Source organism: Barrientosiimonas endolithica, assembly GCF_030296655.1.
GTDB lineage: Bacteria > Actinomycetota > Actinomycetes > Actinomycetales > Dermatophilaceae > Barrientosiimonas > Barrientosiimonas humi.
Genome location: NZ_AP027735.1, coordinates 1,119,319 through 1,142,604, shown reverse-complemented (window position 1 = coordinate 1,142,604; position 23,286 = coordinate 1,119,319). Strand labels below are relative to the sequence as shown.

The following is a 23,286-nucleotide window of genomic DNA, read 5'->3' as shown; positions in this document are numbered from 1 at the left end:
CCTCAGACGGTGACCAGCGGCCGCACCTGCTCGAGCAGCTTGTCGCCGATGCCGCTCACCTCGCCCAGCTCGTCGACCGAGGTGAACCGGCCGTTGTCGGTGCGCCACTGCACGATGCGCGAGGCGAGCACCGGTCCGATGCCCGGCAGGGTGTCGAGGGCCGCCGCGTCGGCCTGGTTGAGGTTGACCGGCCCCGTCGCCGCCCCTGGCGCCGGCGCGCCGCCTGCCGCCCCACCCGGCGGGGCGCCGCCCGCACCGGGCGCCCCGCCGGGGGCTCCTGGGATCCCGCCGGGCGCAGGCCCTCCGGGGGCCGGGGTCACCTCCTCCCCCGGCTTCGGGACCACGACCTGCTCGCCGTCGGAGACCGGCCGGGCCAGGTTGACCCTGGCCAGGTCGGCGCCGTCCCGCGCGCCCCCGGCCGCGGCGACCGCGTCGCGCACCCGCGCCCCGGGCCGCAGCGTCACCACGCCGGGGCGCGCGACCTGCCCGACGACGTGGACGATCACGGTGGCGGGTGCGGCCGGTCCGGCGCTCGCGGCGCCGGGCCGGGCAGCACCGGGTGCCCCACCCGGCCCGGGTGCCCCGCCCGGCCCGTTCGCCGCCCCGTTCGCCCCGGGGGCGGGCGCGCCTGGGGGCCCGCCCGGCTGCACCCCTGCGGCAGCCGGTGCCGAGGCCCGTGGCGTGCCTTGCAACCCCGGGGTGCCGGACGCATCGGGCAGCATCGAGGCCGACGCCGGCCGCGGCTCGCTGGTCGCCCGCATCCACAGCAGCCGACCGCCCAGCACCGACCCGGCCGCGATCACGAGCACGAGCACCGCCACGGCCGCGAGCCGCCCGGGCGCCACGACGGCGTCGCGCAGGCTCACCGGTGCCCGCACCAGCGGGGTGTGCGGACGCAGCACCTCCTCGTCGGCGTCGGCGTCGCGCCGGTGGCGCCCGGCGCGGCGCCGCTCCCCCAGCTCGTCGCGCCCGCTCCCGTCCGCCCCGCGGTCGCTGCGCCGTCCGACCCGACGATCGAGGTCGTGGTCGCCCGCAGCCTCCCTGCGGGCGCGGCGCCGGCCCCGGTCGTCCGGTGGCTCGGCCGGGGTCCACCCCTCGCCTCGGCGCGCGCGCTCGACCTCACCCAGGACGGCGGCGAGCCGGTCGGGCGGCGGCGAGGGCGTCTGGCGTGGCATGTCCGAGAACCTAAGCGGGACAAAGAGGTTCCCGCTGCGGCCGCGGACGGCCCTGTGGACAACCCGGCCGCGGACGTACGCCCTGTGGACGCCCACCTCCGGCGGAGGGGCGGCCCCCGTACGACAGGGGCGGCCCCCTTATTAACTGGGCCGCCCCTCGGTTATCTGGGCCGCCCCTGCTCGCCAAGGGCGCTGAGCACCGGCAGCGCACCAGCGGCGCACCGACAGCAGGCAGCGGCACCGGCGCGCAACCCGCCGCGGCTCAGACCGCGGCGGCGCCGATCACCGGGGGCGTGGTGCGCACGCGCGGGCTCACCACGGTGCCGATCGCTCCCGGGCCGGCGTGGGCGGCGACGACGGCGCCGAGCCCGACCAGACGTACCTCGTGGGCGTCGGGGCACCGCTCGCGCAACCGGTCGCGCAGCGCCTCGGCCCGCTCGCCCGCGTCGACGTGCTGCACCGCGATGTCGAGGCCGAGCGGGTTGTCGGCCGCGGCCTCGGCCGCCTCGACGGTGCGTTCCTCGAGCCGGGCCAGCGCCTTGGACGACGTGCGCACCCGCTCCAGCGGCCCCACCTCGCCCTCGCTGAGCTGCAGCAGCGGCTTGATCGCCAGCGCCGACCCGACGAGCGCCGACGCGCGTCCGATGCGCCCGCCGCGACGGAGGTACTCCAGCGTGTCGACGTAGAACACCGTGGAGGCGGTCTCGGCCCGCTCCCGCGCGGCGGCGGCGACCGAGGCCACCGACGTCCCCTGCGCGATCGCCCCGCTCGCCGTGGCCACCGCGTAGCCCAGCGCCATCCCGAGCGACCGGGAGTCGACGACCGTGACCGGCACCTCCAGCTCGTCGGCCGCGACCCGGGCCGAGGCGATGGTGCCCGACATCGCGCTCGACAGGTGCACCGAGACGATCTGCTCGGCCCCCTCCGCCACCGCCTCCTCGTAGACGTCGAGGAAGGCTCCCGCCGACGGCTTCGACGTCGACACGCGCCGCCCCTCCCGCAGCGCGGCTGCCACCTCGTCGGGCCCGATGTCGACGCCCTCGACGAACGACTCGCCGTCGAGCAGCACGTGCAGCGGCACCACGCGCGCACCGAGCTCGGCCGCGAGCTCTGGCGGGAGCCCGGCGGTCGAATCGGTGACGAGCGCGATCATGGTCGGCCCGGGTCAGCCCGCGACGATGTTGACCAGCTTGGGGGCGCGCACGATCACCTTGCGAATCTGCTTGTCCCCCAACGCAGCCCGTACGCGTTCGCTGGCTCGCGCCAGCTCCTCCAGCTCCTCGTCGGTCACGTCGGGCGACACCTCGAGCCGGTCGCGCACCTTGCCCTGCACCTGCACCACGCAGGTCACGGTGTCCTGCACCAGCAGCGCCGGGTCGGCCGTCGGGAACGGCTGGTGCGCCAGCGACTCGTCGTGCCCCAGCCGCGCCCACAGCTCCTCGGCGACGTGCGGCGCCAGCGGCGCCAGCAGGAGCACGGTCGCCTCTGCGGCTTCGCGGGTCATGGCACCGGCCTTGGTCACCGAGTTGACCCACGACGTCAGCTTGGCCACCGCGGTGTTGAAGCCCAGCTCGTCGTAGTCGCGCGTGACGCCGTCGATGGTGCGGTGCAGCTCGCGCTGCAGCTCCAGCGGCATCTCGTCGGCCAGTCGCAGCTCACCGGTCGTCTCGTCGACGACGGTGCGCCACAGCCGCTGCAGGAAGCGGTGCGCGCCGACGATCGCGTGGGTCTCCCACGGACGCGACTGGTCCAGCGGCCCGGTGGACATCTCGTAGACGCGGAAGGTGTCGGCGCCGTAGTCGCGCGCCATCTCGTCGGGCGTCACGACGTTCTTCAGCGACTTGCCCATCTTGCCGTACTCACGGGTGACCGGCTGGCCCTGCCAGGTCCAGCTCGCCGTGGTGCCGTCGGCGGAGACGCCCTCCTCGACCTCGGCCGCCGGGACCGGCTGACCACGGCCGTCGCGGAAGGCGTAGGCCTGCACGTATCCGTGGATGAACAGCCGGCGGAACGGCTCCTCCGAGCTGACCTCGCCCAGGTCGAACAGCACCTTGTGCCAGAACCGGGCGTAGAGCAGGTGGAGCACGGCGTGCTCCGGGCCACCGACGTACAGGTCGACGCCGCCGGGGTCGTTCGCGACGCCCTCTCCGGCGCCGCGCCCGGGACCCATCCAGTACTCCTCGCACCCGCGGTCGACGAAGCGCTCGGTGTTGTCCGGGTCGGTGTATCGCAGCTCGTACCAACAGGATCCGGCCCAGTTGGGCATGGTGTCGGTCTCTCGGCGGTACGTCTTCGGCCCGTCCCCCAGGTCGAGCTCGACCTCGACCCAGTCCGTCGCGCGCGACAGCGGCGACTCCGGCATCGAGGCGGCGTCGTCGGGGGCGTACGTCTTCGGCGAGTAGTCCGCGACCTCGGGCAGCTCGACGGGGAGCAGCTCGTCGGGCACCGCGTGCGCGTTGCCCTGCTCGTCGTAGACGATCGGGAACGGCTCGCCCCAGTAGCGCTGCCGGCTGAACAGCCAGTCGCGCAGCTTGTAGGTGACCGTGCCGCGTCCCGTCCCCTCGCGCTCGAGGAACGCGATGGTCTCGGCCTTCGCCTCCTCGATCTCCTTGCCGTCCAACGAGATTCGGTCGTTGGAGGAGTTGATCAGCGGGCCGGCGCCGGTGTAAGCGGTGTTGTCGTCGTGGCCCTCGGGCGGCTGCACGGTGCGCACGACCGGCAGGTCGTAGGCCGCGGCGAACGCCCAGTCGCGGGGTCCTCCCCCGGCACCGCCATGATCGCGCCGGTGCCGTAGCCCATCAGCACGTAGTCGGCCGTGAAGACCGGAACCTGTTGGCCCGTCACGGGATTCGTGGCCAGGATGCCGGTGAAGACGCCCGTCTTGGCCTTGTCGTCGGTCTGCCGGTCGAGCTCGGACCTGCGGGCCGCCTGCGCCTGGTAGGCCGTGACCGCCTCGCGCGGCGTGCTCGCCCCGCCGGTCCAGGCCTCCTTGGTGCCCTCGGGCCACGCCTGCGGCACCGCGCCGGCCAGCAGCGGGTGCTCCGGGGCCACGACCATGAACGTCGCGCCGAAGATGGTGTCGGGACGGGTGGTGAAGACCTCCAGCGGCGCGGCGCCCTCGACGGGGAAACGCACCGACGCACCGTGCGACCGGCCGATCCAGTTGCGCTGCATCAGCTTGATCGACTCGGTCCACTCCACGCGGTCCAGGTCGTCGAGCAGCCGGTCGGCGTAGTCGGTGATGCGCATCATCCACTGCGGCAGGTTGCGCCGGAAGACAGGCATGTCGCCGCGCTCGGTGAGGCCCTCGTTGGTGACCTCCTCGTTGGCGACGACGGTGCCCAGGCCGGGCGCCCAGTTGACCGGCACGTCCTTGCGGTACGCCAGCCGCCGCCCGTCGATCTCCTCGCGCCGCTCGTCCTCGGTCAGCTCCGACCACGGGCGGCCCGCGCGCGTCTCGATCTCGCCGCTCTCCAGCCCGGCCCGCAGCTCGCTGACCGGACGGGCCTTGCCGGCGCGCTGGTCGTACCAGCTGTCGTAGATCTTCAGGAAGATCCACTGCGTCCAGCGGTAGTAGCCGGGGTCGATGGTCTGGATCCGGCGGCGCGGGTCGTGCGAGAGCCCCAGCAACCGCGTCTGCCGGGTGAAGTTGACGATGTTGTCCTCGGTCGTCTTGCGCGGGTGCTGCCCGGTCTGCACGGCGTGCTGCTCGGCGGGCAGGCCGAACGCGTCGAAACCCTGGGTGTAGAGGACGTTCTTGCCGCGCATGCGCTGGTAGCGCGCGTAGACGTCGGTCGAGATGAACGGCAGCGGGTGCCCGACGTGCAGCCCCGCCCCGGAGGGGTAGGGGAACATGTCCTGGATCATCAGCTTGGGCTGCTCGGCCACGCCCGGCTCGCCCCACGGGCCGCTCGGGTTCGGCGCCTCGAAGGTGCCGTCGGCCTCCCACCGGTCCTGCCAGCGGCGCTCGATCTCGCCGGCCAGCGTGGCGGTGTACCGGTGTGCAGGGGTGTCTGCGTCGGTCTGTGCGTTCACAGTGGTCGTCCTCGCGGGTTGCTCGAAGCTCAGGTGGTGCTCGAAGGCTCAGGTGACCGGGTCTCGGTCGGGAGGCGCGGACTCGCCCATGAGAAAACCCCTCACCATGGAGGGGTTCGCCGCGTTGATGTCCGAGTCGGTCAACGCGGCCGGGTAAGGAGCAGCGAGCGCTTCATGGCCGCAGGATAGCGCAGCCGGGAGCGGGTACGCCGACGGCCGCCTCCCCGAGGAAAGGCGGCCGTCGGATTCGTGCCGGCCCGGGAGCAGCGCCGTGTCGACGATGCCGGGTGGGCGAGCCCGCGAGTCCACCGGGAGGAGGAGACGCGGCAGAAAGAAGAGCGCCGTGTCGACGATGCCGGGTGGGCGAGCCCGCGAGTCCACCCGGAGGAGGAGACGCGGCCGAGAGAACTAGATCTTGTTCAGCGCCTTGGCCATGGCGGACTTCTTGTTGGCCGCCTGGTTCTTGTGGATGACGCCCTTGGTGACGGCCTTGTCGAGCTTGGTCGACGCCGCGCGCAGCGCGTCCGCGGCAGCGGCCTTGTCGCCGGACTCGGCGGCCTCGCGGAACTTGCGGATCCAGGTGCGCAGCTCGGACTTGTAGGCCCGGTTGCGCTCGGTGCGGACCTGGTTGGTCTTGATCCGCTTCATCTGCGACTTGATGTTTGCCACGAAAACTCTTCCTCGGTCGGTCTGTGTCGGTGTCGTTGAGGGCGACGGTCCGCCGGCTCGGGATGGGGCGTGGGGACACCCGGCGACGAGCGGCGGTGGTTGGTGCTTGCATGCGCGCACGACCAGAGCGCGCACGCAATGAACAAAGTTACCAGCGCTGGCGCCGCTCCCCCAAAACGAGCCGGCCGCGCGGAGCCCGGCGAGGACGTACGTCAATCGCGGGAATCGCTGGACACCCCGCCCGGGCGGGAGTTGACTGCGAAGTCTCGGGGATCCGCACACCGGACAAGGGAGAACCCGTGACCCGCACCTATCGGCGCTTCATCGCCGTGATCCTGGTGGCCATGGCGATGATGTTCGCGCCCGCGCTGCGTGCCACCGCGATCACCGGCGGCGAGCCGGACGGCAACCAGCACCCCAACGTGGGGCTGATCCTGTTCTACGACGGCACCGGTCGTTATCGCTGCAGCGCCACGCTGGTCAGCCCGACCGTGCTGCTGACCGCGGCGCACTGCACCAGCGGCACCGTCGGCCAGACGATCGTCACCTTCGACCCGGTCATCGCCGAGGAGCCCCCGTCGGGCATCCCGGAGGCGTCCGACCCCTCCGTCGGCTACACGCCCGAGGACATCGCGGGTGAGGAGGGTTGGTACATCGGCACGGCCTACAGCCACCCCGACTACTCCGACTTCACCGACATGGCGAACTGGAACGACGTCGGCGTGATCGTGCTCGACGAGCCGATCACCGGCATCGAGCCCGCTGAGATCGCTCCCGTCGGCACGCTGGACGAGATCCCGCGGTCGCAACTGGCGCACACGCTGTTCACGATCGTCGGATACGGCACCGAGGTGCGCAAGCCCGAGAGCGGCCCGCAGAAGCCGACGCCGATGAGCTACCCGCTGATCCGGCGCAACACCACCGCGCCCGGGCAGAAGCTGACGCCGCAGATCCTGCAGCTCAACGGCAACCCGAACGACGTGCGCGGCGGCGGCGGGTCCTGCTTCGGCGACTCCGGCGGCCCGACGTTCTACCAGGGGCAGGTCGTCACGGTCACCAGCTACGGCTACACCCAGAACTGCCGCTACCTCGACGGCATGCAGCGCGTCGACATCCAGGGCGTGCAGGACTGGCTGGCGACGTTCGGCGTGACGGCCGGCTGAGACCGGCTCCGCGCGGGGCCCGCCGCCCGAGGACGGCGGCCCACGTACGACGACGGCGGCACAGATCTGATCTGTGCCGCCGTCGTGGTTTCTGGTCCGCCGTCGTCACGCGGGCGGTCCGGCGGGCAGGCGGGTGCGCGGGAGGATGCCGAGGCGGGGCTCGCCGGGGACAGGGCGAGGGTCTGCGGGCGGTCAGGCGGTGGCGTGCCGCTGGCGGGTGATCTCCAGGACGACCCGCTCGACGGCGTAGACCGGGTCGCGCCCGCCGCCCTTGACGTCGAAGTCGGCGGCGGCGACCGCCTGGATCGCCCGGCCGAGGCGGTCGCCGTCCCAGCCGCGGGAGGCGGCGCGGGCGCGGTCGATCTGCCAGGGGGCCATGCCCAGCTGCTTGGCGAGCTGGTCGGAGCGGCCGCGGCCGGCGCTGGCCACCCGGGCGACCTGGCGCAGCTGGCTCGCGAGCACCGCGACGATCGGCACCGGGTCGACCCCGCTCGCGAGGGCGTGCCGCAGCAGGCGCAGCGCCTCGGGGGCGTCGCCCGCGACGGCGGCGTCGGCGACCCGGAAGCCGGTGGCCTCGACCTTGCCGCCGTGATATCTCGCCACCACGTCGGCGTCGATGAGGCCCTCGGTGTCGTCGACCAGCTGCTGGCAGGCCTGCACCAGCTCGCGCAGGTCCTTGCCGACGGCCTCGAGCAGCGCGCGCACCGCGTCGGGCGTGACCTTGCGCCGGCGGGCGCGGAACTCGTTGGTGACGAAGGCGCTCTTGTCGCGGTCGCTCTTGATCGCCGGGGCGTTGACGACCCGCGGACCGGCCTTCTTGATCGCGTCGAGCGCGCGCTTGCCGCGCTGGCCGCTCTTGTGGGTGACGATCAGCACGCCGTCGACGCCCTGCTGCACGACGGTGGTGAGCTCGTCGATCAGCGCGTCGGTGCCCTCGTCGAGGTCACGCACGACGACGACCTTGGTTCCGCCGAACAGGCTCGGGCTGGTGTGGATCGAGAGGTCGCCGGGGGCGTAGGCCGAGCCGTCGATGCGGATGATCTCGGCCTCGGGATCGTCCTGGCGCACCGCGTCGAGCGTCTCGGCGAGCGCCCGGTCGGCGATGACCTGCTCGGGCCCGGAGATCAGGACCAGGGGTGGCACGCTCACGGGGCCAGCCTGCCAGGCGCCACCGACACGGGGACGCGCGCTGCCCCGGCCGCGGCGCTCACCCCTCGAGCGCCAGGCCGAGCTGGCCGGCGCGGGCGCTCACCTGCTCGGCGGAGACGTCGAGGTGGTCGGCGAGCTCCTCGACGGTCAGGCCCATGTCGGCGCCGTCGCGCAGCTCCTCGTCGTCCTCCTCGCTCCAGGCCCGGCCGTCGGTCACGGCGGTGCGCGCCGAGTCGGCGACCGGTGTCGCGACCGGTGCGTCGGGCACGGGGGCGTCGGGCGCCGGGGTGGCCGGCGCTCCCCCGCCGACCCCGCGCAGCGCCGGGGTGTCGACCCCGACGACCTCGGGCGCCGTCGCGTCCAGCCGGCCGAGCGCCTTGAGCACGAGCGTGCGGTCGGTCGTGGGCCAGAACGGCGGCAGCGAGCGCTGCAGGAACCCGGCGTAGCGGGCCGTCATCATCCGCGAGTCGAGGAAGGCGACGACCCCGCGGTCGGTGGAACGGCGTACGAGCCGGCCGGCCCCCTGCGCCAGGCGCAGCGCCGCGTGGGTCGCCGAGACGGCCATGAACCCGTTGCCGCCCATCTTGGCGATCGCCTGCGAGCGCGCCGACGACAGCGGGTCGTCGGGGCGGGGGAAGGGGATGCGGTCGATGATCACCAGCTGGCAGGCCGAGCCGGGCACGTCGACGCCCTGCCACAGCGACAGGGTGCCGAACAGGCAGGTCGGGCCGTCGGCCGCGAACTGGCGCACCAGCGTGGGCAGCTGGTCGTCGCCCTGGCACAGCACGGGGATCTCGTCGCCGAACCGGGCGCGCATCTCCTCGGCCGCCGCCTCGGCGGCGCGGCGCGAGGAGAACAGCCCGAGCGTGCGGCCGCCGGCCGCGCGGATCAACGCCTCGATCTCGTCGAACGCCTGCCCCGACATGCCGTCGCGACCGGGCGCGGGAAGGTGCTGGGCGACGTACGCCATCGCCTGCTGGGGGTAGTCGAACGGCGACCCGACGTCCAGGCCGCGCCACTTCGGGCCGCCCTCGCCGCGCAGGCCGAGCTGCCCGGCCACGGCGTCGAAGGTGCCGCCGAGCTCGAGGGTCGCAGAGGTCAGCACCACGGTGCGCTCGTCGAAGATCGCGTCGCGCAGCAGCATCGCGACGCTCATCGGCGCCACCCGCAGCACGGGGCCGCGGCGGGGGTCCTCGGAGACCCACACCACGTCGAGCTCGCGCTGCTCGAGCACCCGCTCGGCCATGTCGAACAGCTCCTGCACAGCGGCGCGGGCCATCTGGCGGCCGCCGTCGCCCTCGCCGGAACCCTGCGACTTCAGCTCCGACAGCAGGTCGCGCGAGGTGTCGCGCACCCGGCCGAGCGCAGCGACCAGCACCTCGGGCAGGTTGAGCACCCGCCCCTCGGCGATCTGCCCCAGCGCCTGCCCGAGGCCCTCGCCGGCGTCGACCAGCGCCTCGGTCTCGGCGAGCCGCCCGACCCGCTTGGCGGCGCCCGCGACCGAGCCGGCGGCGATCTCGTCGGTGATGGTCGAGGTGACGCGGTCGACGAGCTCGTGGCCCTCGTCGATCACCAGCAGGTCGTGCTCGGGCAGCATGTGCCGCCCCTCGAAGGCGTCGATCGCGAGGAACGCGTGGTTGGTGACGACGACGTCGGAGTCCTTCGCCACGGCCCGCGCCTGCTCGACGAAGCACTCCTGCACCATCGGGCACTTGCTGCCGAGGCACTCGCGGGCCGAGACCGACACCTGCCGCCACGCCCGCTCGGACACCCCGGGCACCAGCTCGTCGCGGTCGCCCGACTCGGTCTCGTCGGCCCACTCGCGCAGGCGCACGACCTCCTGGCCGACGCGCCCGGCGGCGGAGTCGACCTCACCGACGGAGAGCAGGCCCTCGTCGTCGTCGGGGTAACCGCCCTCGAGCTTGTGCTTGCACAGGTAGTTGCGGCGGCCCTTGACGAGGGCGTACGTCGGGCGGCGGCCCAGCACCGGCTGCAGCGCGTCGGCAAGCCGGGGCAGGTCGCGGTCGACGATCTGCGCCTGCAGGGCCAGGGTCGCAGTCGCGACGATCGCCGGGCGCGAGCTGCGCTGGGCGTGCACCACGGCCGGCACGAGGTAGGCCAGCGACTTGCCGGTGCCCGTCCCGGCCTGGACGAGCAGGTGCTCGCCGGTCTGCACGGCCTCGGCGACCGCGTGCGCCATCTGGACCTGGCCGGGGCGCTCGGTCCCCCGATCGCCGTGACCGCCTGATGGATCAGCTCGTCGAGCGAGGGCGTCGGTGGCATGCGGCCCAGGGTAGGCCGATCCGGCGCACGGGTCGGAGCGTCGTCCCCAGGTGCGGTGCACGGCGGCTCCGCCGCGGGCGTACGCCCTCGCGGACCACCGCAGAACCGTGCGCCTCAGCGCACCCTCCGGCGGAGCACCGCACCAGCGGAACGGGCCTCCGGCGCGGGTGCGGGCCCGGGCGCGTCAGCCCAGCGCGCGCTCGATGTCGGCCTCGAGCGCCTCGGGCTTGGTGGTCGGGGCGTAGCGCTCGATCACCTGCCCGTCGCGGCCGAGCAGGAACTTGGTGAAGTTCCACTTGATGCGGTCGCCGAGCAGCCCCGACTTCTGGGTGCGCAGCCACGCGAAGAGCGGGTGCGCGCCGGAGCCGTTCACCTCGACCTTGTCGAACATCGGGAAGGTGACGCCGTAGCTCTTCTCGCAGAACGCGCCGATCTGCTGCGCGTCACCCGGCTCCTGCCCGCCGAACTGGTTGCAGGGGAAGCCCAGCACGGTGAACCCGCGGCCGGCGAACTTGCCCTGCAGCTCCTCGAGCCCGGCGTACTGCGGGGTGAAACCGCACTCGCTCGCGGTGTTGACGACCAGCACGACCTGTCCGTCGTAGTCGGACAGCGGCTTGTCCTCGCCGCTGATCGTGGTGGCGCTGAACTGCGAGAGGGAGGTCATGGTCGGAGGCTACGCCGGCATGAAACCGGGTTAGGTGCATCTGACCCCACTGGATCAGGGTCACATGCACGTAACCCGGTTTCATGCGGACGGACTCGGGGCGGGGAGGGGCCGGCTCAGCTCAGCGCGGGCGGCAGATCAGGTGGGCGACGCCGGCGGTCCAGCCGGTCTGGTGGGAGGCGCCGAGGCCGCGGCCGGTGTCGCCGTGGAAGTACTCGCTGAACGTCGGGTGCGCCTGCCACCGCTCCCCCGTCGGCACGTGAACCGGGTCGCTCGGCCGCCGCCCGTCGGCCGACGCGTCGGGCCGGAACAGCGCGATGAGCCGGTCGTCGATCGCGTCGGCGACCTCGACGAGACCGGCCTGCCGACCCGACCCGGTGGGAAACTCCACCTGCAGGTCGCGGGCCATGTCCGTGGCGAAGGTGCGCAGGGCGTCGGTGAGCAGCAGGTTGATCGGGAACCACACGGGTCCGCGCCAGTTGGAGTTGCCGCCGAACAGGTTGCTGCGCGACTCGGCGGGCTCGTACGCGATCGGCAGGTCGGCCCCGTCGATCGGCACGGTCGTGCCCTGCCGGTAGACCGCCGACAGCGACCGGATGCCGTGCGGCGAGAGGAACTCCCCTCGTCGAGCATCCGCGCGAGGAGCCGTTGCAGCCGCTCGTTCGTGAGCACCGACAGCGTGGTGTCGGGACTGCCGTCGTGCTCGCTGTGCACCACCGCGTCGGTGAGCTCCGGGCGCCGCTCCAGCAGCCACCCCATCCGAGCGGTGTAGTCGGCGAGATCCGTTCGCACCCAGTCGGGTTCGCAGACGACCGCGAGCAGCGGCAGCAGCCCGACGAGCGAGCGGACCCGCACCTGCGTGACGCTGCCGTCGTCGTCGACGACCACGTCGTAGAAGAAGCCGTCGCCCTCGTCCCACAGCGAGACGTTGGTGGTGCCGAAGCTGTCCATCGCCTCGGCGATCGACAGGAAGTGCTCGAGGAACTTCGTGGCCGTGTCGTCCCAGGCCCGGTCGATGCGCGCCAGCTCCCACCCCATGCGCAGCATCGACAGGCAGAAGAACGCCATCCAGCTCGTCGCGTCGGACTGCTCCAGCCGCTGCCCCTCCGGCAGCGGGGCGGAGCGGTCGAACGGGCCGATGTTGTCCATCCCGAGGAAGCCGCCCTCGAACAGGTTGGAGTCGTCGGAGTCCTTGCGGTTGACCCACCAGCCGAAGTTGAGCAGCAGCTTGGTGAAGATCCGCACGAGGAACCCGGTGTCGGTCCGGCCGTCGAGCTCGTACACCTGCCAGGCCGCCCACGCGTGCACGGGCGGGTTGACGTCGGAGAAGTTCCACTCGTACGCCGGGAGCTGGCCGTTGGGATGCATCGCCCACTCGCGGCACATCAGGACCAGCTGCTCCTTGGCGAACCACGGGTCGAGGTGGGCCAGCGCCACCGTGTGGAACGCCAGGTCCCAGCACGCGAACCAGGGGTACTCCCACTCGTCCGGCATCGAGATCACGTCGGCCAGCGACAGCGTGCGCCAGTCGGTGTTACGACCCGCCGGCTGGGGCTGCAGCCGCTCGGGCGGCGGGGCCGGCTGCGCCGGGTCGCCCTCGAGCCACTGCCGCACGTCGTAGCGGTAGAGCTGCTTGCACCACAGCAGCCCGGCGAACGCGCGGCGGGCCACCTGCCGGTCGACCTCGCTGGTGCCGGCCGGGATGACCTGGCCGTAGAACTCGTCGGCCTCGCGGCGCCCGCGGGCGACGACCTCGTCGGCGGTCGCGCCGGCGTCCTGGTCGGTGCGGGTCAGCCGCAGCGTCACGCCGACCGTCTCGCCCGGTGCGACCTGCTCGAAGTGCCACCACAGCCCGGCCTTGGTCGCGGCGTGGTCGTCGGGCGCGAGGAGCGAGTCGTCGCCGTGCACGACCGCCCGGTCGACCGCCGTGATCGGGTACGCCGGCTGCCCGTCCGCACCGCCGAACGTCGCCATGACGTCGGTCTCGTTGTCGCACAACAAGATTCGGGCACCAGGATCGAGCGTCAGCCGATACTCGCCAAGCCAGTCGTGCTGCAGCAGCAACCCGTCTCCGTCGCGGCGCAGGGACGGCCGCCGGTCGTCGCGACCCCACGACCAGGTGTTGCGGAACCACACCTGCGGCACCAGGTCGAGCGGCGCGGGGTCGGGTCCGCAGTTGGTCGCCTCGATGCGCACCACCACGTCGAACGGACCGTTCTTGGCGTGGGTGGTCACGACGTCGAAGAACCGGTCGCCCTCGAGCACGCCGGTGTCGGACAGCTCGAACTCGTCCTCGTCCCGGCCGCGCCGGGCGTTCTCCTCGACCAGCCGGGCGTAGGGGAACGCGGCCTGCGGGTAGCGGTAGAGGTACTGCGCGAACGAGTGGGTCGGAGTGGCGTCCAGGTGCCACCAGTACTCCTTGGCGTCCTCGCCGTGGTTGCCCTGCCCGTTGGTGAGCCCGAACAGCCGCTCCTTGAGCCGGTCGTCGCGCCCGTTCCAGCACGCCACCGCGACGTTGAGGAAGCCGTAGCGGTCGGTGAGGCCGGCGATCCCGTCGTCACCCCAGCGGTAGGCCCGGGTGTGCGCCTGCTCGAACGGGAAGGAGTCCCAGGCGTTCCCGTCGGCGGAGTAGTCCTCGCGCACGGTCCCCCACTGCCGCGCGCTGAGGTAGGGACCCCAGACGCGCCACGGGGCGAGGTCGTCCTCGGACTCGGCCAGGCGGGCGTGCTCGGCGGTGGGCTTCGGTGTGCTCACGCGCCCGAGGATAGGGGCGCGCGAACCGCTCGCTCAGACGCGGGCGTACGCCTCGAGCTCGGCCTGCAGGGTCGGAGTCACCTTCGCGTGGACGTGGGTGCCGTCGGCCTCGTGCTCGGTCGAGATGATCTCGGCCTCGTCGTGCAGGCGGGAGAGCAGGTCGCCGCGGTCGTAGGGCAGCACCACGTCGACCCGGATGTCGGGCCGCGGCAGCTCGTCGGCGACCAGCCGGCGCAGCTCGTCGATGCCGGCGCCGGTGCGGGCCGACACCGCGATGGCGTGCTTCTCGCTGCGCAGCAGCCGGTCGACGACCTCGGGGTCGGCGAGGTCGGCCTTGTTGACGACGATGATCTCCTTGACGGAGGTCGCGCCCACGTCGGCGAGCACCGCGCGCACCGCGGAGATCTGCGACTCGGGGTCGGGGTGGGAACCGTCGACCACGTGCAGCAGCAGGTCGGAGTCGGCGACCTCCTCCAGCGTGGAGCGGAACGCCTCGACCAGCTGGTGCGGCAGCGCGCGCACGAACCCGACCGTGTCGGCCAGCGTGTAGAGGCGGCCGTCGGGGGTCTCGGCGCGACGCACCGTCGGGTCGAGGGTCGCGAACAGCTGGTTCTGCACCAGCACGCCCGCACCCGTCAGCCGGTTGAGCAGGGAGGACTTGCCGGCGTTGGTGTAGCCCGCGATCGCGACGCTCGGCACGTGGTTCGACCGCCGGGAGTGACGCTTGGTGTCGCGGGCGGTCTTCATCGTGGCGATCTCCTTGCGGAGCTTGGCCATCCGGCTGTTGATGCGACGCCGGTCGAGCTCGATCTTGGTCTCACCCGGACCGCGCGACCCCATGCCCTGGCCGCCGGCGGCCTGACCACCGGCCTGGCGCGACATGGACTCACCCCACCCGCGAAGGCGCGGGAGGAGGTAGCTCAGCTGGGCCAGCTCGACCTGCGCCTTGCCCTCCTTGGACTTCGCGTGCTGGGCGAAGATGTCGAGGATCAGCGCGGTGCGGTCGATGACCTTCACCTTGACGATGTCCTCCAGCGCGCGGCGCTGGCTCGGGCCGAGCTCGCTGTCGGCGATGACGGTGTCGGCGCCCTCGGCGATCACGACCTCGCGCAGCTCCTCGGCCTTTCCGGAACCCATCCAGGTGCCGGGGTCGGGCCGGCTGCGGCGCTGGATCACGCCGGCGAGCACGGTCGAACCGGCCGTCTCGGCCAGCGCGGCCAGCTCGCGCAGCGAGTTCTCGGCGTCCTCGGCGGTCCCCTCGGACCAGACGCCGGCCAGCACGACCCGCTCCAGGCGGAGCTGGCGGTACTCGACCTCGGTGATGTCCTGCAGCTCGGTGCTCAGGCCCTCGACCCGGCGCAGCGCAGCACGCTCCTGACGGTCCAGCTGTTCGCCGTCGTAACCGTCGATGAGGAAGCCGGACTCGTCGTAGCGCGGGTCGGTGTCGTTGGTGGCGGCCAGCGCCTCGGCGCGGCCGCTCAGCAGCTCGTCTCGTTCAGTCATGTTCTCCATAGGTTCTCACCCGTCAACGCCGCGGGCGAGTTGTTTACTCCCCGCGGGAGCCCGAGGTGGCAGCCTGGGTCGCGGCGTCCGGGGCGGCGTCGCGGCGCAACGGCGGAGGCGAGATGGCGGGCAAGAAGTCCGAGCACGGCGAACCGGTGGAGCTGACGGTCGGTGAGCGGGTCGTACGCCTCTCCAGCCCTGACCGGGTCTACTTCCCCGAGACGGGGGCGACCAAGCGCGACCTCGCCGACTACTACCTCGCGGTCGGCGAGGGCATCGTGCGGGCGCTCTACGAGCGGCCGTGCATGCTGCACCGCTACCCCGAGGGCCTCGCCGGCGAGAAGGTGCACCAGAAGCGGGTCCCGCGCGGGGCACCCGACTGGCTGGAGACGGTGCGGGTGACCTTCCCGAGGTATGACCGCACGGCCGACGAGCTGTGCGTCACCGAGCTGGCGTCGGTGATCTGGGCGGTGCAGATGTCGACCGTGGAGCTCCACCCGTGGAACAGCCGCCGCGCCGACACCGAGCGTCCCGACGAGTGGCGCATCGACCTCGACCCGATGCCCGAGGCCGGCTTCGACCGGGTGCGCCGCGTCGCAGGCGTCGCGCAGGAGGTGCTCGACGAGCTGCAGATCACCGGCTTCCCGAAGACCTCCGGTGGTAACGGGTTGCACGTCTACGTGCGGATCCGGCCCGACTGGGGGTTCGCGGACGTACGCCGGGCGGCCCTGGCCTTCGCCCGCGAGGTCGAGCGGCGGGCACCGCAGGACACGACCACGACGTGGTGGCGCAAGGACCGCGACCCTGCGGCGGTCTTCGTCGACTACAACCAGAACACGCGCGACCACACGATCGCCTCGGCCTACAGCGTGCGCGGCAACCCGCGCGGCACCGTGTCGACCCCGATCCGCTGGGACGAGATCGCCGACGTGGAGCCGCAGGAGCTCACCATGGCCACCGTGCCCGCGCGGTTCGCCGAGCTGGGCGACCTGCACGCCGGCATCGACGACGTCGAGCACGACCTCACCCCGTTGCTGGAGTGGGCCGACCGCGACGAGCGGGAGGGTCTCGACGTGCCCGGCGACGACGACTCCTAGGCTCCTGCGACGTGACCCCCGAGCGGCCCGGGCCCGACGAGCCGGGCGACCACTACTTCACCGCCGAGCCGGCCAGCGCCGACGAGCGCCGCACGCTCAGCGTCGAGCTCGCCGGTGCCCCGCGCGAGGTCGAGGTGGCCCCCGGCGTCTTCTCCCCGGGCGGATCGACGCCGGGACGTCCGTGCTGCTGCGCCAGGTCGACCTGCCCGGGTCGCCCGGCACCTTCCTGGACCTCGGCTGCGGCTGGGGACCGATCTCGCTGTCGCTCGCGCTGGCCCAGCCGCAGGCCGCGGTGTGGGGCGTCGACGTGAACCAGCGGGCGCTGGATCTGTTGCGGCGCAACGCCGTTCGGCTCGGCTGCGACGGCGTGCGCGCGGTGACCGCCGACGAGGTGCCGGCCGACGTCGTGTTCGACGAGATCTGGTCCAACCCGCCGATCCGGGTCGGCAAGGCGGTGCTGCACGAGCTGCTGCGCACCTGGCTGCCCCGGCTCGCGCCGGGCGGGCGGGCATACCTCGTGGTGCAGAAGAACCTCGGGGCCGACTCGTTGCAGAGCTGGATCGGGCGGGAGCTGCCCGGCCTGACCGCCGCGCGGCTGGCCAGCTCGAAGGGCTTCCGGGTGCTGCGGGTCAGCCGCGAGGAGCCGGGAGGCTGACCTCGCCCCGGGCGACGATGACCGCCGGGCCGGACAGGGTCACCCGGTCACGAGCGATGTGCACGCCGACCGTGCCGCCGGGCACGTCGACCCGCCAGTCGAGCTGGTCCTGCGGCTGGCCGGCCCACCACCAGGTCGCGAGGGCCGCGGCCGCCGCCCCGGTGCCGCACGACTGGGTCTCGCCGACGCCACGCTCGTGCACCCGCATGGCGATGTGACCGGTGCCGATCGCGCGCACGATCTCGACGTTGGTGCCGTGCGGGGGTGCGGGTCGACGTGGGGTGCGGCGGTCAGGTCGAGGGCCTGCAGGTCGAACTCCGGCGGGAGCGCGACCACCGTGTGCGGGTTGCCCAGGTCGAGGCTGAGCGAGGGCAGGGGTCGGGCGCGCCGACGACCTGCACCACGCTGTCCATGCCGCGCTGCTGCGCCTCGTCGGCGCGGCTGAGCCCCCAGGGGCCGAGGTCGACCGCAAAACCGTTGTCGGTCTTGACGATCCGCTTCACCCCGGCGCGGGTCGCGAGGTCGACGGAGTCGCGCATCTCGCCGGCCTCGGTGAGCCACTGGGCGACCACCCGGGTGCCGTTGCCGCACATCTCCGCGACGCTGCCGTCGGCGTTGCGGTAGTCCATGAACCACGCCTGCGGGTCGAGGCCCTCCGGGACGTCGTCGACGTGAGCCGCGCGGGTGATGCGGATCAGACCGTCCCCGCCGATGCCGCCGCGGCGGTCGCACAGGAAGGCGACGGTGCCGGCATCGAGCGGCAGCCGGCCGTCGGGGTCGGGCACGAGCACGAAGTCGTTGTGCGTGCCGTGGCCCTTGGCGAACGGGATGGTGGTGGTCACCGGCCCATCGTCGCAGAGTCTGCTGGGCGTTCCACGAGTCGTCGCGCTTGCTGGAGCAGGTCGGGCGCCGTCGCGTCGAGCCAGTGGATGCGCGGGTCGGGGCGGAACCACGACTCCTGCCGCCGGACGAGCCGGCGGGTGGCCTGCGCGGTCTCGGCGACGGCGTCCTCGGGCGTCAGGGCGCCGTCGAGCACGCGCAGCGCCTGGGCGTAGGCGATGGCGCGGCTGGCCGTGCGCCCGTCGCGAAGCCCGTGCGGGAGGAGCGAGCGGACCTCGTCGAGCAGGCCCTGGTCGTACATCCTCCGGGCGCGGGCCTCGACCCGTCGGTCGAGGGTGTCGCGGTCGGCCCGGAGGCCGAGCATGACTGTGGGACGGACGAGCTCGCGGGTCGGCATGGTCGCGCTGTACGGCCGGCCGGTCAGCTCGACGACCTCGAGCGCCCGCACGACGCGACGGCCGTTGCTGGGGAGGATCGCGGCGCCGGCGGCGGGGTCGCGAGCGGCGAGCTCGGCGTGCAGCGCGGCTGGGCCCTCGGCCGCCAGGCGCGACTCCCAGCGGGCGCGCACGGCGGCGTCGGTGGGCGGGATCTCCAACCGGTCGAGCGCTGCCCGCACGTAGAGCCCGGACCCGCCGACGACGACCGGGACCGCGCCGCGGCCGCTGATCGCGTCGATGTCGGCGCGGGCGGCCTGCTGGTAGGCGGCGACGCTCGCCTCGTCGGTCACGTCGATGACGTCGAGCTGGTGGTGGGGGACACCGCGCCGCTCGGCGGGGCTCAGCTTGGCCGTGCCGATGTCCATGCCGCGGTAGAGCTGGGACGCGTCGGCGTTGACGACCTCTCCCCGAGCCGCAGGGCCAGCTCGACCCCGAGGTCGGACTTGCCCGTCGCGGTGGGTCCGACCACCGCGACCACCGGGTGCCGGCGATCCGACCGGGACGCGACGTCGTCACTCATCGCGGGCATCGTGCCACCCCTGCCGGCCTGGCGGCCAGGCTCGGGTGAAGCGCCGGCGCGAGCCCTCTAACCTGGTGCCATGACGACGCAGCCTGATCCCGACACAGAGCGCGAGCACACGGACGAGGTCTATCAGGAGGACGAGGAGAGCACGGCCACCGAAGAGGGCATGCCGCTTCCGCCCGAGCGTGACCCCGAGGACGAGAGCGGCGCGATCGGCAGCTGAGCAGGCGCAGCCGCGCCTCTCGGAGCCGACTCGCTCCCCGGCTGCAGCGCGTGACGGTCCGCCGTCGCGCGCTGCAGCTTTGTCATCGGTGGGTTCTGCTGCGCTCCCCTGCCGCCTGCCGGGCGCGGACGCGTCGTCGCTGCGGCTGGACCCTCGACCCGGTCGAGGGTGTGGAGTAGCCCCATGACCGATCTGCTCCCCATCGGTGAGGTGGCCCGCCGCAGCGGCCTCACGGTGAGCGCGCTGCGCTTCTACGACGGGGCCGGCGTGCTGAGCCCCCAGGCCGTCGACGCCACCAGCGGTTATCGCCGGTACGCGCCCGGCCAGGTCGCGGTGGCGCGCCTGGTCGCGGGTCTGCGCCGGGTCGGTCTCCCGCTCGCCGAGATCCGCGAGGCCGTGGAGCAGCACCACGACGTCGAGCTGGTCGACGGGTTGCTCGCCGCCCACCTGCGCCGGCTGGAGGGCGGCCTCGAGGACGCCCGTCGCGAGATCGCGCGGCTGCGCGCCGGGCTGGGCGACCAGGGCGAGTCCGCGGCCGTGCGCGTCTCCGTCTCCGCCGCGGGTCTGCGCCGGCTGATCGAGGCCGTGGCCTTCGCCGTGGGCCGGGACCCAGACCTTCCCGTCCTGCACGGCGCGCTGTGCGAGATCGAGCCGGGGCTGCTGCGGATGGTGGCGACCGATCGCTACCGGCTGGCGGTGCACGAGGTCGAGGTGTGGCAGCCGGAGGATGGCCGGGCGGGGCAGGGGTGCGCCCGGGGCGTCGTGCCCGCGGCCTGGCTGGCCGAGGTGGGTGACCTGCTGCGCGACACCGGCGGGTCGACGGCGGTGAGCCTGGCGCTTGTCGAGGACGAGGTCTCGCTGCAGGTCGGGACCGCCGGCTGCTCTGCAGGGCTGGTCGACGGAGACTTCCCGGACTACCGACGGCTGCTGGAGGGGCAGGACCAGAGTTCCGGATCGGCCGTCGAGTCCCGTTGGCAGACAACGGATCTCGAGATCGACGCACGGTCCGGCACCGCGACCATCGTTCCCGCCTCGTCCACCGGTGCGGGCCCGGGCGCCCCCGGCATCACGGTGCGGCACGAGTTCCTGCTCGACGCAGTCACGGCCGCGGGCGACGAACCGGTGCTGCGCCTCGACGGCCCGATCTCCCCGCTCGCGGTCCGCGGCAGCGACGGTGCGCTGTCGCTGCTGATGCCGATCCGTCCAGAAGGTGGCGCGCCGCGATGAGCGTGCTGGTGCACCGCTGCCGCGCCTGCGGGCACGCGACCGGGTGGCACGAGCCGCGCTCGCGCGGCTACTCCTCGTGCAGCTGCTGCAACCGGGGAGCGGCGCAGGCGGACCCGACCCCGCAGCTGCAGCAGACGTACGGCCATCCCGGGGGCAGACCGGAGCCGCTGTATCCGCCTGGCAGCACACGCAACTCGGGCACCATGCATGCGTCGACGACGTGCGACTGCGGCGCCTGCCGGGCGGCGTACGACCGGCTGCAGCACGGCGAGAGCGCGGCCGGCTGAGCCGCGACCGGCCGAGCCCCGCCGAGCAGCCCGTTAGCCTGCCGGCATGGCTGACTTCACGCTGCTGCACAACCCCCGCTGCTCCACGTCGCGCGCGGCGCTGGAGGAGGTCGAGACGGCCGGGGTCGACACCGACGTGGTGCGATACCTCAGCGAGCCGCTCGACCGCGCGGCGCTGCTCGACCTGCTCGGCAAGCTCGAGGACGAGCCGAGCGACCTGGTGCGGCGCGACAAGCTGTTCACCGAGCTCGGCCTGACCGACGCCGACGTGCAGACGCCCGAGCAGGTCGCCGACGTGCTCGCCGAGCACCCCCGCCTCATGCAGCGGCCGGTGCTGGTGCGCGGCGACCGGGCGATCATCGGCCGGCCGAAGGACCGGGTGCCGCAGTTCCTGCGGGACTGATCCGCGCCGCCCGCTGACGCCTGCACGACCGCCCCGGCGCCCGAGTCGGTCTCGGCGAGGAACCGCCGAAAACCGTTGGCGGCCAGCATCTCCCGCGTGTCACTCTCGGTCGCTGCCGAACCGGCGGCACACCCGAGACTGCTCACGGGAAGGAGCGGACGATGGAGAAGATCAACGACAAGCTGCTCAGCTGGGCGAGCGTGCTCGAGCCCGCGACCCGGGAGCAGGCGGAGCGCACGGCCACGATGCCGTTCATCCACCCGCACCTGGCGCTGATGCCGGACGCCCACCTGGGGCTCGGCGCCACCGTGGGCTCGGTGATCCCGACGCTGGGCGCGGTCATGCCGGCGGCCGTCGGCGTCGACATCGGCTGCGGCATGATCGCGGTCCGCACCGAGCTGACTGCGACCGACCTGCCGCAGGACCGGGCGGCGGTGCGCGAGCAGATCGAGCGGTCGATCCCGCTGTCCGCCGGTGGCTACAACCGGAAGATCAGCCGCGAGCACACCCAGGAGCGGCTGGACCGGCTGGCCGCCGCGGCGGAGCAGGCCGGGTTCGACCCGGAGTCCTACGCGAAGAACTGGCGGCTGCAGCTGGGCACGCTCGGCTCGGGCAACCACTTCATCGAGATCAGCCTCGACGAGGAGGACCGGGTGTGGCTGTTCCTGCACTCGGGCTCGCGGGGCGTCGGCAACAAGATCGCCCAGCACCACATCAAGGTCGCGCAGCGGATGTGCGAGAAGTGGTGGATCTCGTTGCCGGACAAGGACCTTGCCTACCTCGTCGAGGGGTCGGAGGAGTTCTGGGCCTACGTGCGCGAGCTGCGGTGGGCGCAGCAGTTCGCGCTGCTCAACCGGGAGGAGATGATGGACCGGGTCGCCGAGCAGGTGCGGCGGTGGGTCGGCCTCGACTCGCTGGTCGAGGCCGAGCGGATCAACTGCCACCACAACTACACCGAGCAGGAGAAGCACTTCGGCAAGCACGTGTGGGTCTCCCGGAAGGGCGCGATCAACGCCGAGCGGGGTCGCCCGGGGCTGATCCCGGGCTCCATGGGCACCGCGTCCTACGTGGTGTCCGGGCTGGGCAACCCGGTGTCGCTGAACTCCTCGCCGCACGGCGCCGGACGGCGCTGTCGCGGACGAAGGCGCGCAAGGCGTACACCCAGGACCAGCTGCGGGAGGCGATGGTCGGGATCGAGTACCGCGACACCGACGCGTTCGTCGACGAGATCCCGCAGGCGTACAAGGACATCGACGTGGTCATGGCCGACGCCGCGGACCTGGTCGAGGTCCGGCACACGCTGCGGCAGATCGTCAACGTCAAGGGCGACTGAGCGACAGCAGCGCGCCCAGGGCGCGGCGGTAGGGCTCGGGGTCTTCCGGCTGGTCAGCGACCAGCCGGAAGATCCCGGCCCGCAGCATCGCCTCGCGCTGCGCGCCGGACGTCCACTCCTGCACGACGCCGGCGTCGGCGCCCAGCCACATCACCGCGTCGAGCACGCACACGGCCTCCGCCCACAGCGCCGGCCGCCAGTAGGGCGAGAGGTCGATCACGACCGGTGCGCCCGCCGGGTCGATCAGCACGTTGCCGGCGAGGTCCCCGTGCACCAGCTGGTCGGGGCCGATCGGGTGATCGCTCCGCTCGCGCAGCAACTCGTCCACGAGATCGGCTGTGGCAGAGGGCACTTCGTCCGACCCGACCGGCGTCTCGTCGAGGCGGTCCGCCGCTCCGAACGCCACCCGCTCGGCGACGTCCCACCGGTGGCGCGGCGGCTGCTGGGCGGGCGGCCACGAGCGCACGGCCAGGGCCAGCTCGGCGTGCAGCACGGCGCCGGTGGCGCGCAGCACCGGGAGGTCGGTGCACGCCCGGGTGCCGGGCTCGAAGCGACTCGCGCCCCATCCGTCGACCACCCACGACCCGTCACGAGCAGGCACCGGCACGGCGATGCGCAGGTCCTGCGCGCGCCGACCGGGGCGGGTGTCGAGCGCGACGGCCAGCCGCGCCAGCGTCGGGTCGAGCAGGTCGGCGACCCGCGCGTCGCGGCCCGGGCTGAGCACCAGGTCGCCGGCGAGCACGCTGCCGCCCCGGCCGCCGGGCAGCGAGCGCACGTCACCCGGCACCGCGAACAGGTCGAGCACGTGGTCGGAGGGCAGCACCCGGCCAACGCTAGTTCGGCTGCCCGCCCGACACCCGGGCGAG

15 protein-coding genes and 6 pseudogenes are annotated in these 23,286 nt (G+C 73.2%); 8 read left to right on the top strand and 13 right to left on the bottom strand.

Annotated elements, in window-relative coordinates; genetic code table 11:
• Positions 1-2: 2 nt before the first annotated feature.
• The 4 genes and pseudogenes from QUE40_RS05820 to rpsT form a co-directional block, all read right to left on the bottom strand.
• The gene (locus QUE40_RS05820) at positions 3-1,175 is read right to left on the bottom strand and encodes a ComEA family DNA-binding protein (RefSeq protein ID WP_289232568.1); all 1,173 of its coding nucleotides are present in this window, start codon (positions 1,173-1,175) and stop codon (positions 3-5) included.
• A 262-nt stretch (positions 1,176-1,437) separates the two neighbouring features.
• A complete protein-coding gene (locus QUE40_RS05815) occupies positions 1,438-2,328 on the bottom strand; it encodes a DegV family protein (protein ID WP_289232567.1) in 891 nt (296 codons plus the stop codon).
• A gap of 12 nt (positions 2,329-2,340) precedes the next feature.
• A pseudogene (gene leuS / locus QUE40_RS05810) lies at positions 2,341-5,210 on the bottom strand (leucine--tRNA ligase).
• A gap of 408 nt (positions 5,211-5,618) precedes the next feature.
• Positions 5,619-5,879, bottom strand: coding sequence for a 30S ribosomal protein S20 (gene rpsT, locus QUE40_RS05805; protein WP_142004793.1), 261 nt, complete (start codon positions 5,877-5,879; stop codon positions 5,619-5,621).
• Positions 5,880-6,178: 299 nt separating this feature from the next.
• Between rpsT and QUE40_RS05800 the strand changes: the two genes are divergently transcribed.
• Positions 6,179-7,042 (top strand): S1 family peptidase, encoded by an 864-nt coding sequence (locus QUE40_RS05800; protein ID WP_236022261.1) that lies wholly within the window; start codon positions 6,179-6,181, stop codon positions 7,040-7,042.
• A 192-nt stretch (positions 7,043-7,234) separates the two neighbouring features.
• Here QUE40_RS05800 and holA read toward each other — a convergent pair whose 3' ends face one another.
• The 5 genes and pseudogenes from holA to hflX all read right to left on the bottom strand — a co-directional run bounded on the left by holA (position 7,235) and on the right by hflX (position 15,395).
• Positions 7,235-8,191 (bottom strand): DNA polymerase III subunit delta, encoded by a 957-nt coding sequence (holA, locus tag QUE40_RS05795; RefSeq protein ID WP_289232566.1) that lies wholly within the window; start codon positions 8,189-8,191, stop codon positions 7,235-7,237.
• A 58-nt stretch (positions 8,192-8,249) separates the two neighbouring features.
• A pseudogene (locus QUE40_RS05790) lies at positions 8,250-10,474 on the bottom strand (ATP-dependent DNA helicase).
• A 184-nt stretch (positions 10,475-10,658) separates the two neighbouring features.
• Positions 10,659-11,138: a glutathione peroxidase gene (locus tag QUE40_RS05785; protein WP_289232565.1), complete on the bottom strand. Its 480-nt coding sequence runs from the start codon at positions 11,136-11,138 to the stop codon at positions 10,659-10,661.
• A 138-nt stretch (positions 11,139-11,276) separates the two neighbouring features.
• Positions 11,277-13,892, bottom strand: coding sequence for an MGH1-like glycoside hydrolase domain-containing protein (locus QUE40_RS05780; protein WP_350227080.1), 2,616 nt, complete (start codon positions 13,890-13,892; stop codon positions 11,277-11,279).
• 33 nt (positions 13,893-13,925) lie between these two features.
• On the bottom strand, positions 13,926-15,395 hold the full coding sequence (gene hflX, locus QUE40_RS05775) for a GTPase HflX (RefSeq protein ID WP_142004788.1): 1,470 nt from the start codon (positions 15,393-15,395) through the stop codon (positions 13,926-13,928).
• 122 nt (positions 15,396-15,517) lie between these two features.
• On the opposite strand from hflX, the gene ligD reads away from it, so the two are divergent.
• On the top strand, positions 15,518-16,492 hold the full coding sequence (gene ligD / locus QUE40_RS05770) for a non-homologous end-joining DNA ligase (protein ID WP_289233025.1): 975 nt from the start codon (positions 15,518-15,520) through the stop codon (positions 16,490-16,492).
• 11 nt (positions 16,493-16,503) lie between these two features.
• Positions 16,504-17,147: pseudogene (locus QUE40_RS05765) on the top strand (class I SAM-dependent methyltransferase).
• On the opposite strand, the pseudogene dapF reads toward QUE40_RS05765, so the two are convergent.
• Together dapF and miaA are read right to left on the bottom strand one after the other, a co-directional pair.
• Positions 17,122-17,989 (bottom strand): annotated as a pseudogene (gene dapF / locus QUE40_RS05760) (diaminopimelate epimerase). The pseudogenes QUE40_RS05765 and dapF sit on opposite strands and share 26 nt — an antisense overlap.
• Positions 17,986-18,944 (bottom strand): annotated as a pseudogene (gene miaA, locus QUE40_RS05755) (tRNA (adenosine(37)-N6)-dimethylallyltransferase MiaA). The pseudogenes dapF and miaA overlap by 4 nt, the downstream one beginning before the upstream one ends.
• Before the next feature lie 79 nt (positions 18,945-19,023).
• On the opposite strand from miaA, the gene QUE40_RS05750 reads away from it, so the two are divergent.
• From QUE40_RS05750 to QUE40_RS05735, 4 genes are all read left to right on the top strand, one after another.
• Positions 19,024-19,170, top strand: coding sequence for a hypothetical protein (locus QUE40_RS05750; protein ID WP_170206777.1), 147 nt, complete (start codon positions 19,024-19,026; stop codon positions 19,168-19,170).
• A 183-nt stretch (positions 19,171-19,353) separates the two neighbouring features.
• Positions 19,354-20,397: a DNA polymerase III subunit beta family protein gene (locus tag QUE40_RS05745; protein ID WP_289232564.1), complete on the top strand. Its 1,044-nt coding sequence runs from the start codon at positions 19,354-19,356 to the stop codon at positions 20,395-20,397.
• Positions 20,394-20,684, top strand: coding sequence for a hypothetical protein (locus tag QUE40_RS05740; RefSeq protein WP_289232563.1), 291 nt, complete (start codon positions 20,394-20,396; stop codon positions 20,682-20,684). The genes QUE40_RS05745 and QUE40_RS05740 overlap by 4 nt, the downstream gene beginning before the upstream one ends.
• 46 nt (positions 20,685-20,730) lie before the next feature.
• Positions 20,731-21,087, top strand: a complete 357-nt coding sequence (locus QUE40_RS05735; RefSeq protein WP_142004782.1) for an ArsC/Spx/MgsR family protein — start codon at positions 20,731-20,733, stop codon at positions 21,085-21,087.
• Positions 21,088-21,229: 142 nt separating this feature from the next.
• Here the strand turns inward: QUE40_RS05735 and QUE40_RS18930 are convergent, their stop codons facing one another.
• A complete protein-coding gene (locus QUE40_RS18930) occupies positions 21,230-21,481 on the bottom strand; it encodes a hypothetical protein (protein ID WP_350227185.1) in 252 nt (83 codons plus the stop codon).
• On the opposite strand from QUE40_RS18930, the pseudogene QUE40_RS05730 reads away from it, so the two are divergent.
• Positions 21,363-22,420 (top strand): annotated as a pseudogene (locus QUE40_RS05730) (RtcB family protein). The gene QUE40_RS18930 and the pseudogene QUE40_RS05730 sit on opposite strands and share 119 nt — an antisense overlap.
• On the opposite strand, the gene QUE40_RS05725 reads toward QUE40_RS05730, so the two are convergent.
• Positions 22,407-23,243 carry an aminoglycoside phosphotransferase gene (locus QUE40_RS05725; protein WP_289232562.1) on the bottom strand — a complete coding sequence of 279 codons (837 nt, stop codon included), beginning with the start codon at positions 23,241-23,243 and terminating at the stop codon, positions 22,407-22,409. The pseudogene QUE40_RS05730 and the gene QUE40_RS05725 overlap by 14 nt on opposite strands.
• Between the last annotated feature and the right edge of the window lie 43 nt (positions 23,244-23,286).

Coding starts and splice junctions, on each gene's coding strand:
- ligD (WP_289233025.1), top strand. CDS start 15,518: ATGGCGGGCAAGAAGTCCGAGCACGGCGAACCGGTGGAGCTGACGGTC.
- QUE40_RS05745 (WP_289232564.1), top strand. CDS start 19,354: ATGACCGATCTGCTCCCCATCGGTGAGGTGGCCCGCCGCAGCGGCCTC.
- QUE40_RS05820 (WP_289232568.1), bottom strand. CDS start 1,175: ATGCCACGCCAGACGCCCTCGCCGCCGCCCGACCGGCTCGCCGCCGTC.
- QUE40_RS05740 (WP_289232563.1), top strand. CDS start 20,394: ATGAGCGTGCTGGTGCACCGCTGCCGCGCCTGCGGGCACGCGACCGGG.
- QUE40_RS05785 (WP_289232565.1), bottom strand. CDS start 11,138: ATGACCTCCCTCTCGCAGTTCAGCGCCACCACGATCAGCGGCGAGGAC.
- QUE40_RS05735 (WP_142004782.1), top strand. CDS start 20,731: ATGGCTGACTTCACGCTGCTGCACAACCCCCGCTGCTCCACGTCGCGC.
- hflX (WP_142004788.1), bottom strand. CDS start 15,395: ATGACTGAACGAGACGAGCTGCTGAGCGGCCGCGCCGAGGCGCTGGCC.
- QUE40_RS05815 (WP_289232567.1), bottom strand. CDS start 2,328: ATGATCGCGCTCGTCACCGATTCGACCGCCGGGCTCCCGCCAGAGCTC.
- QUE40_RS05750 (WP_170206777.1), top strand. CDS start 19,024: ATGACGACGCAGCCTGATCCCGACACAGAGCGCGAGCACACGGACGAG.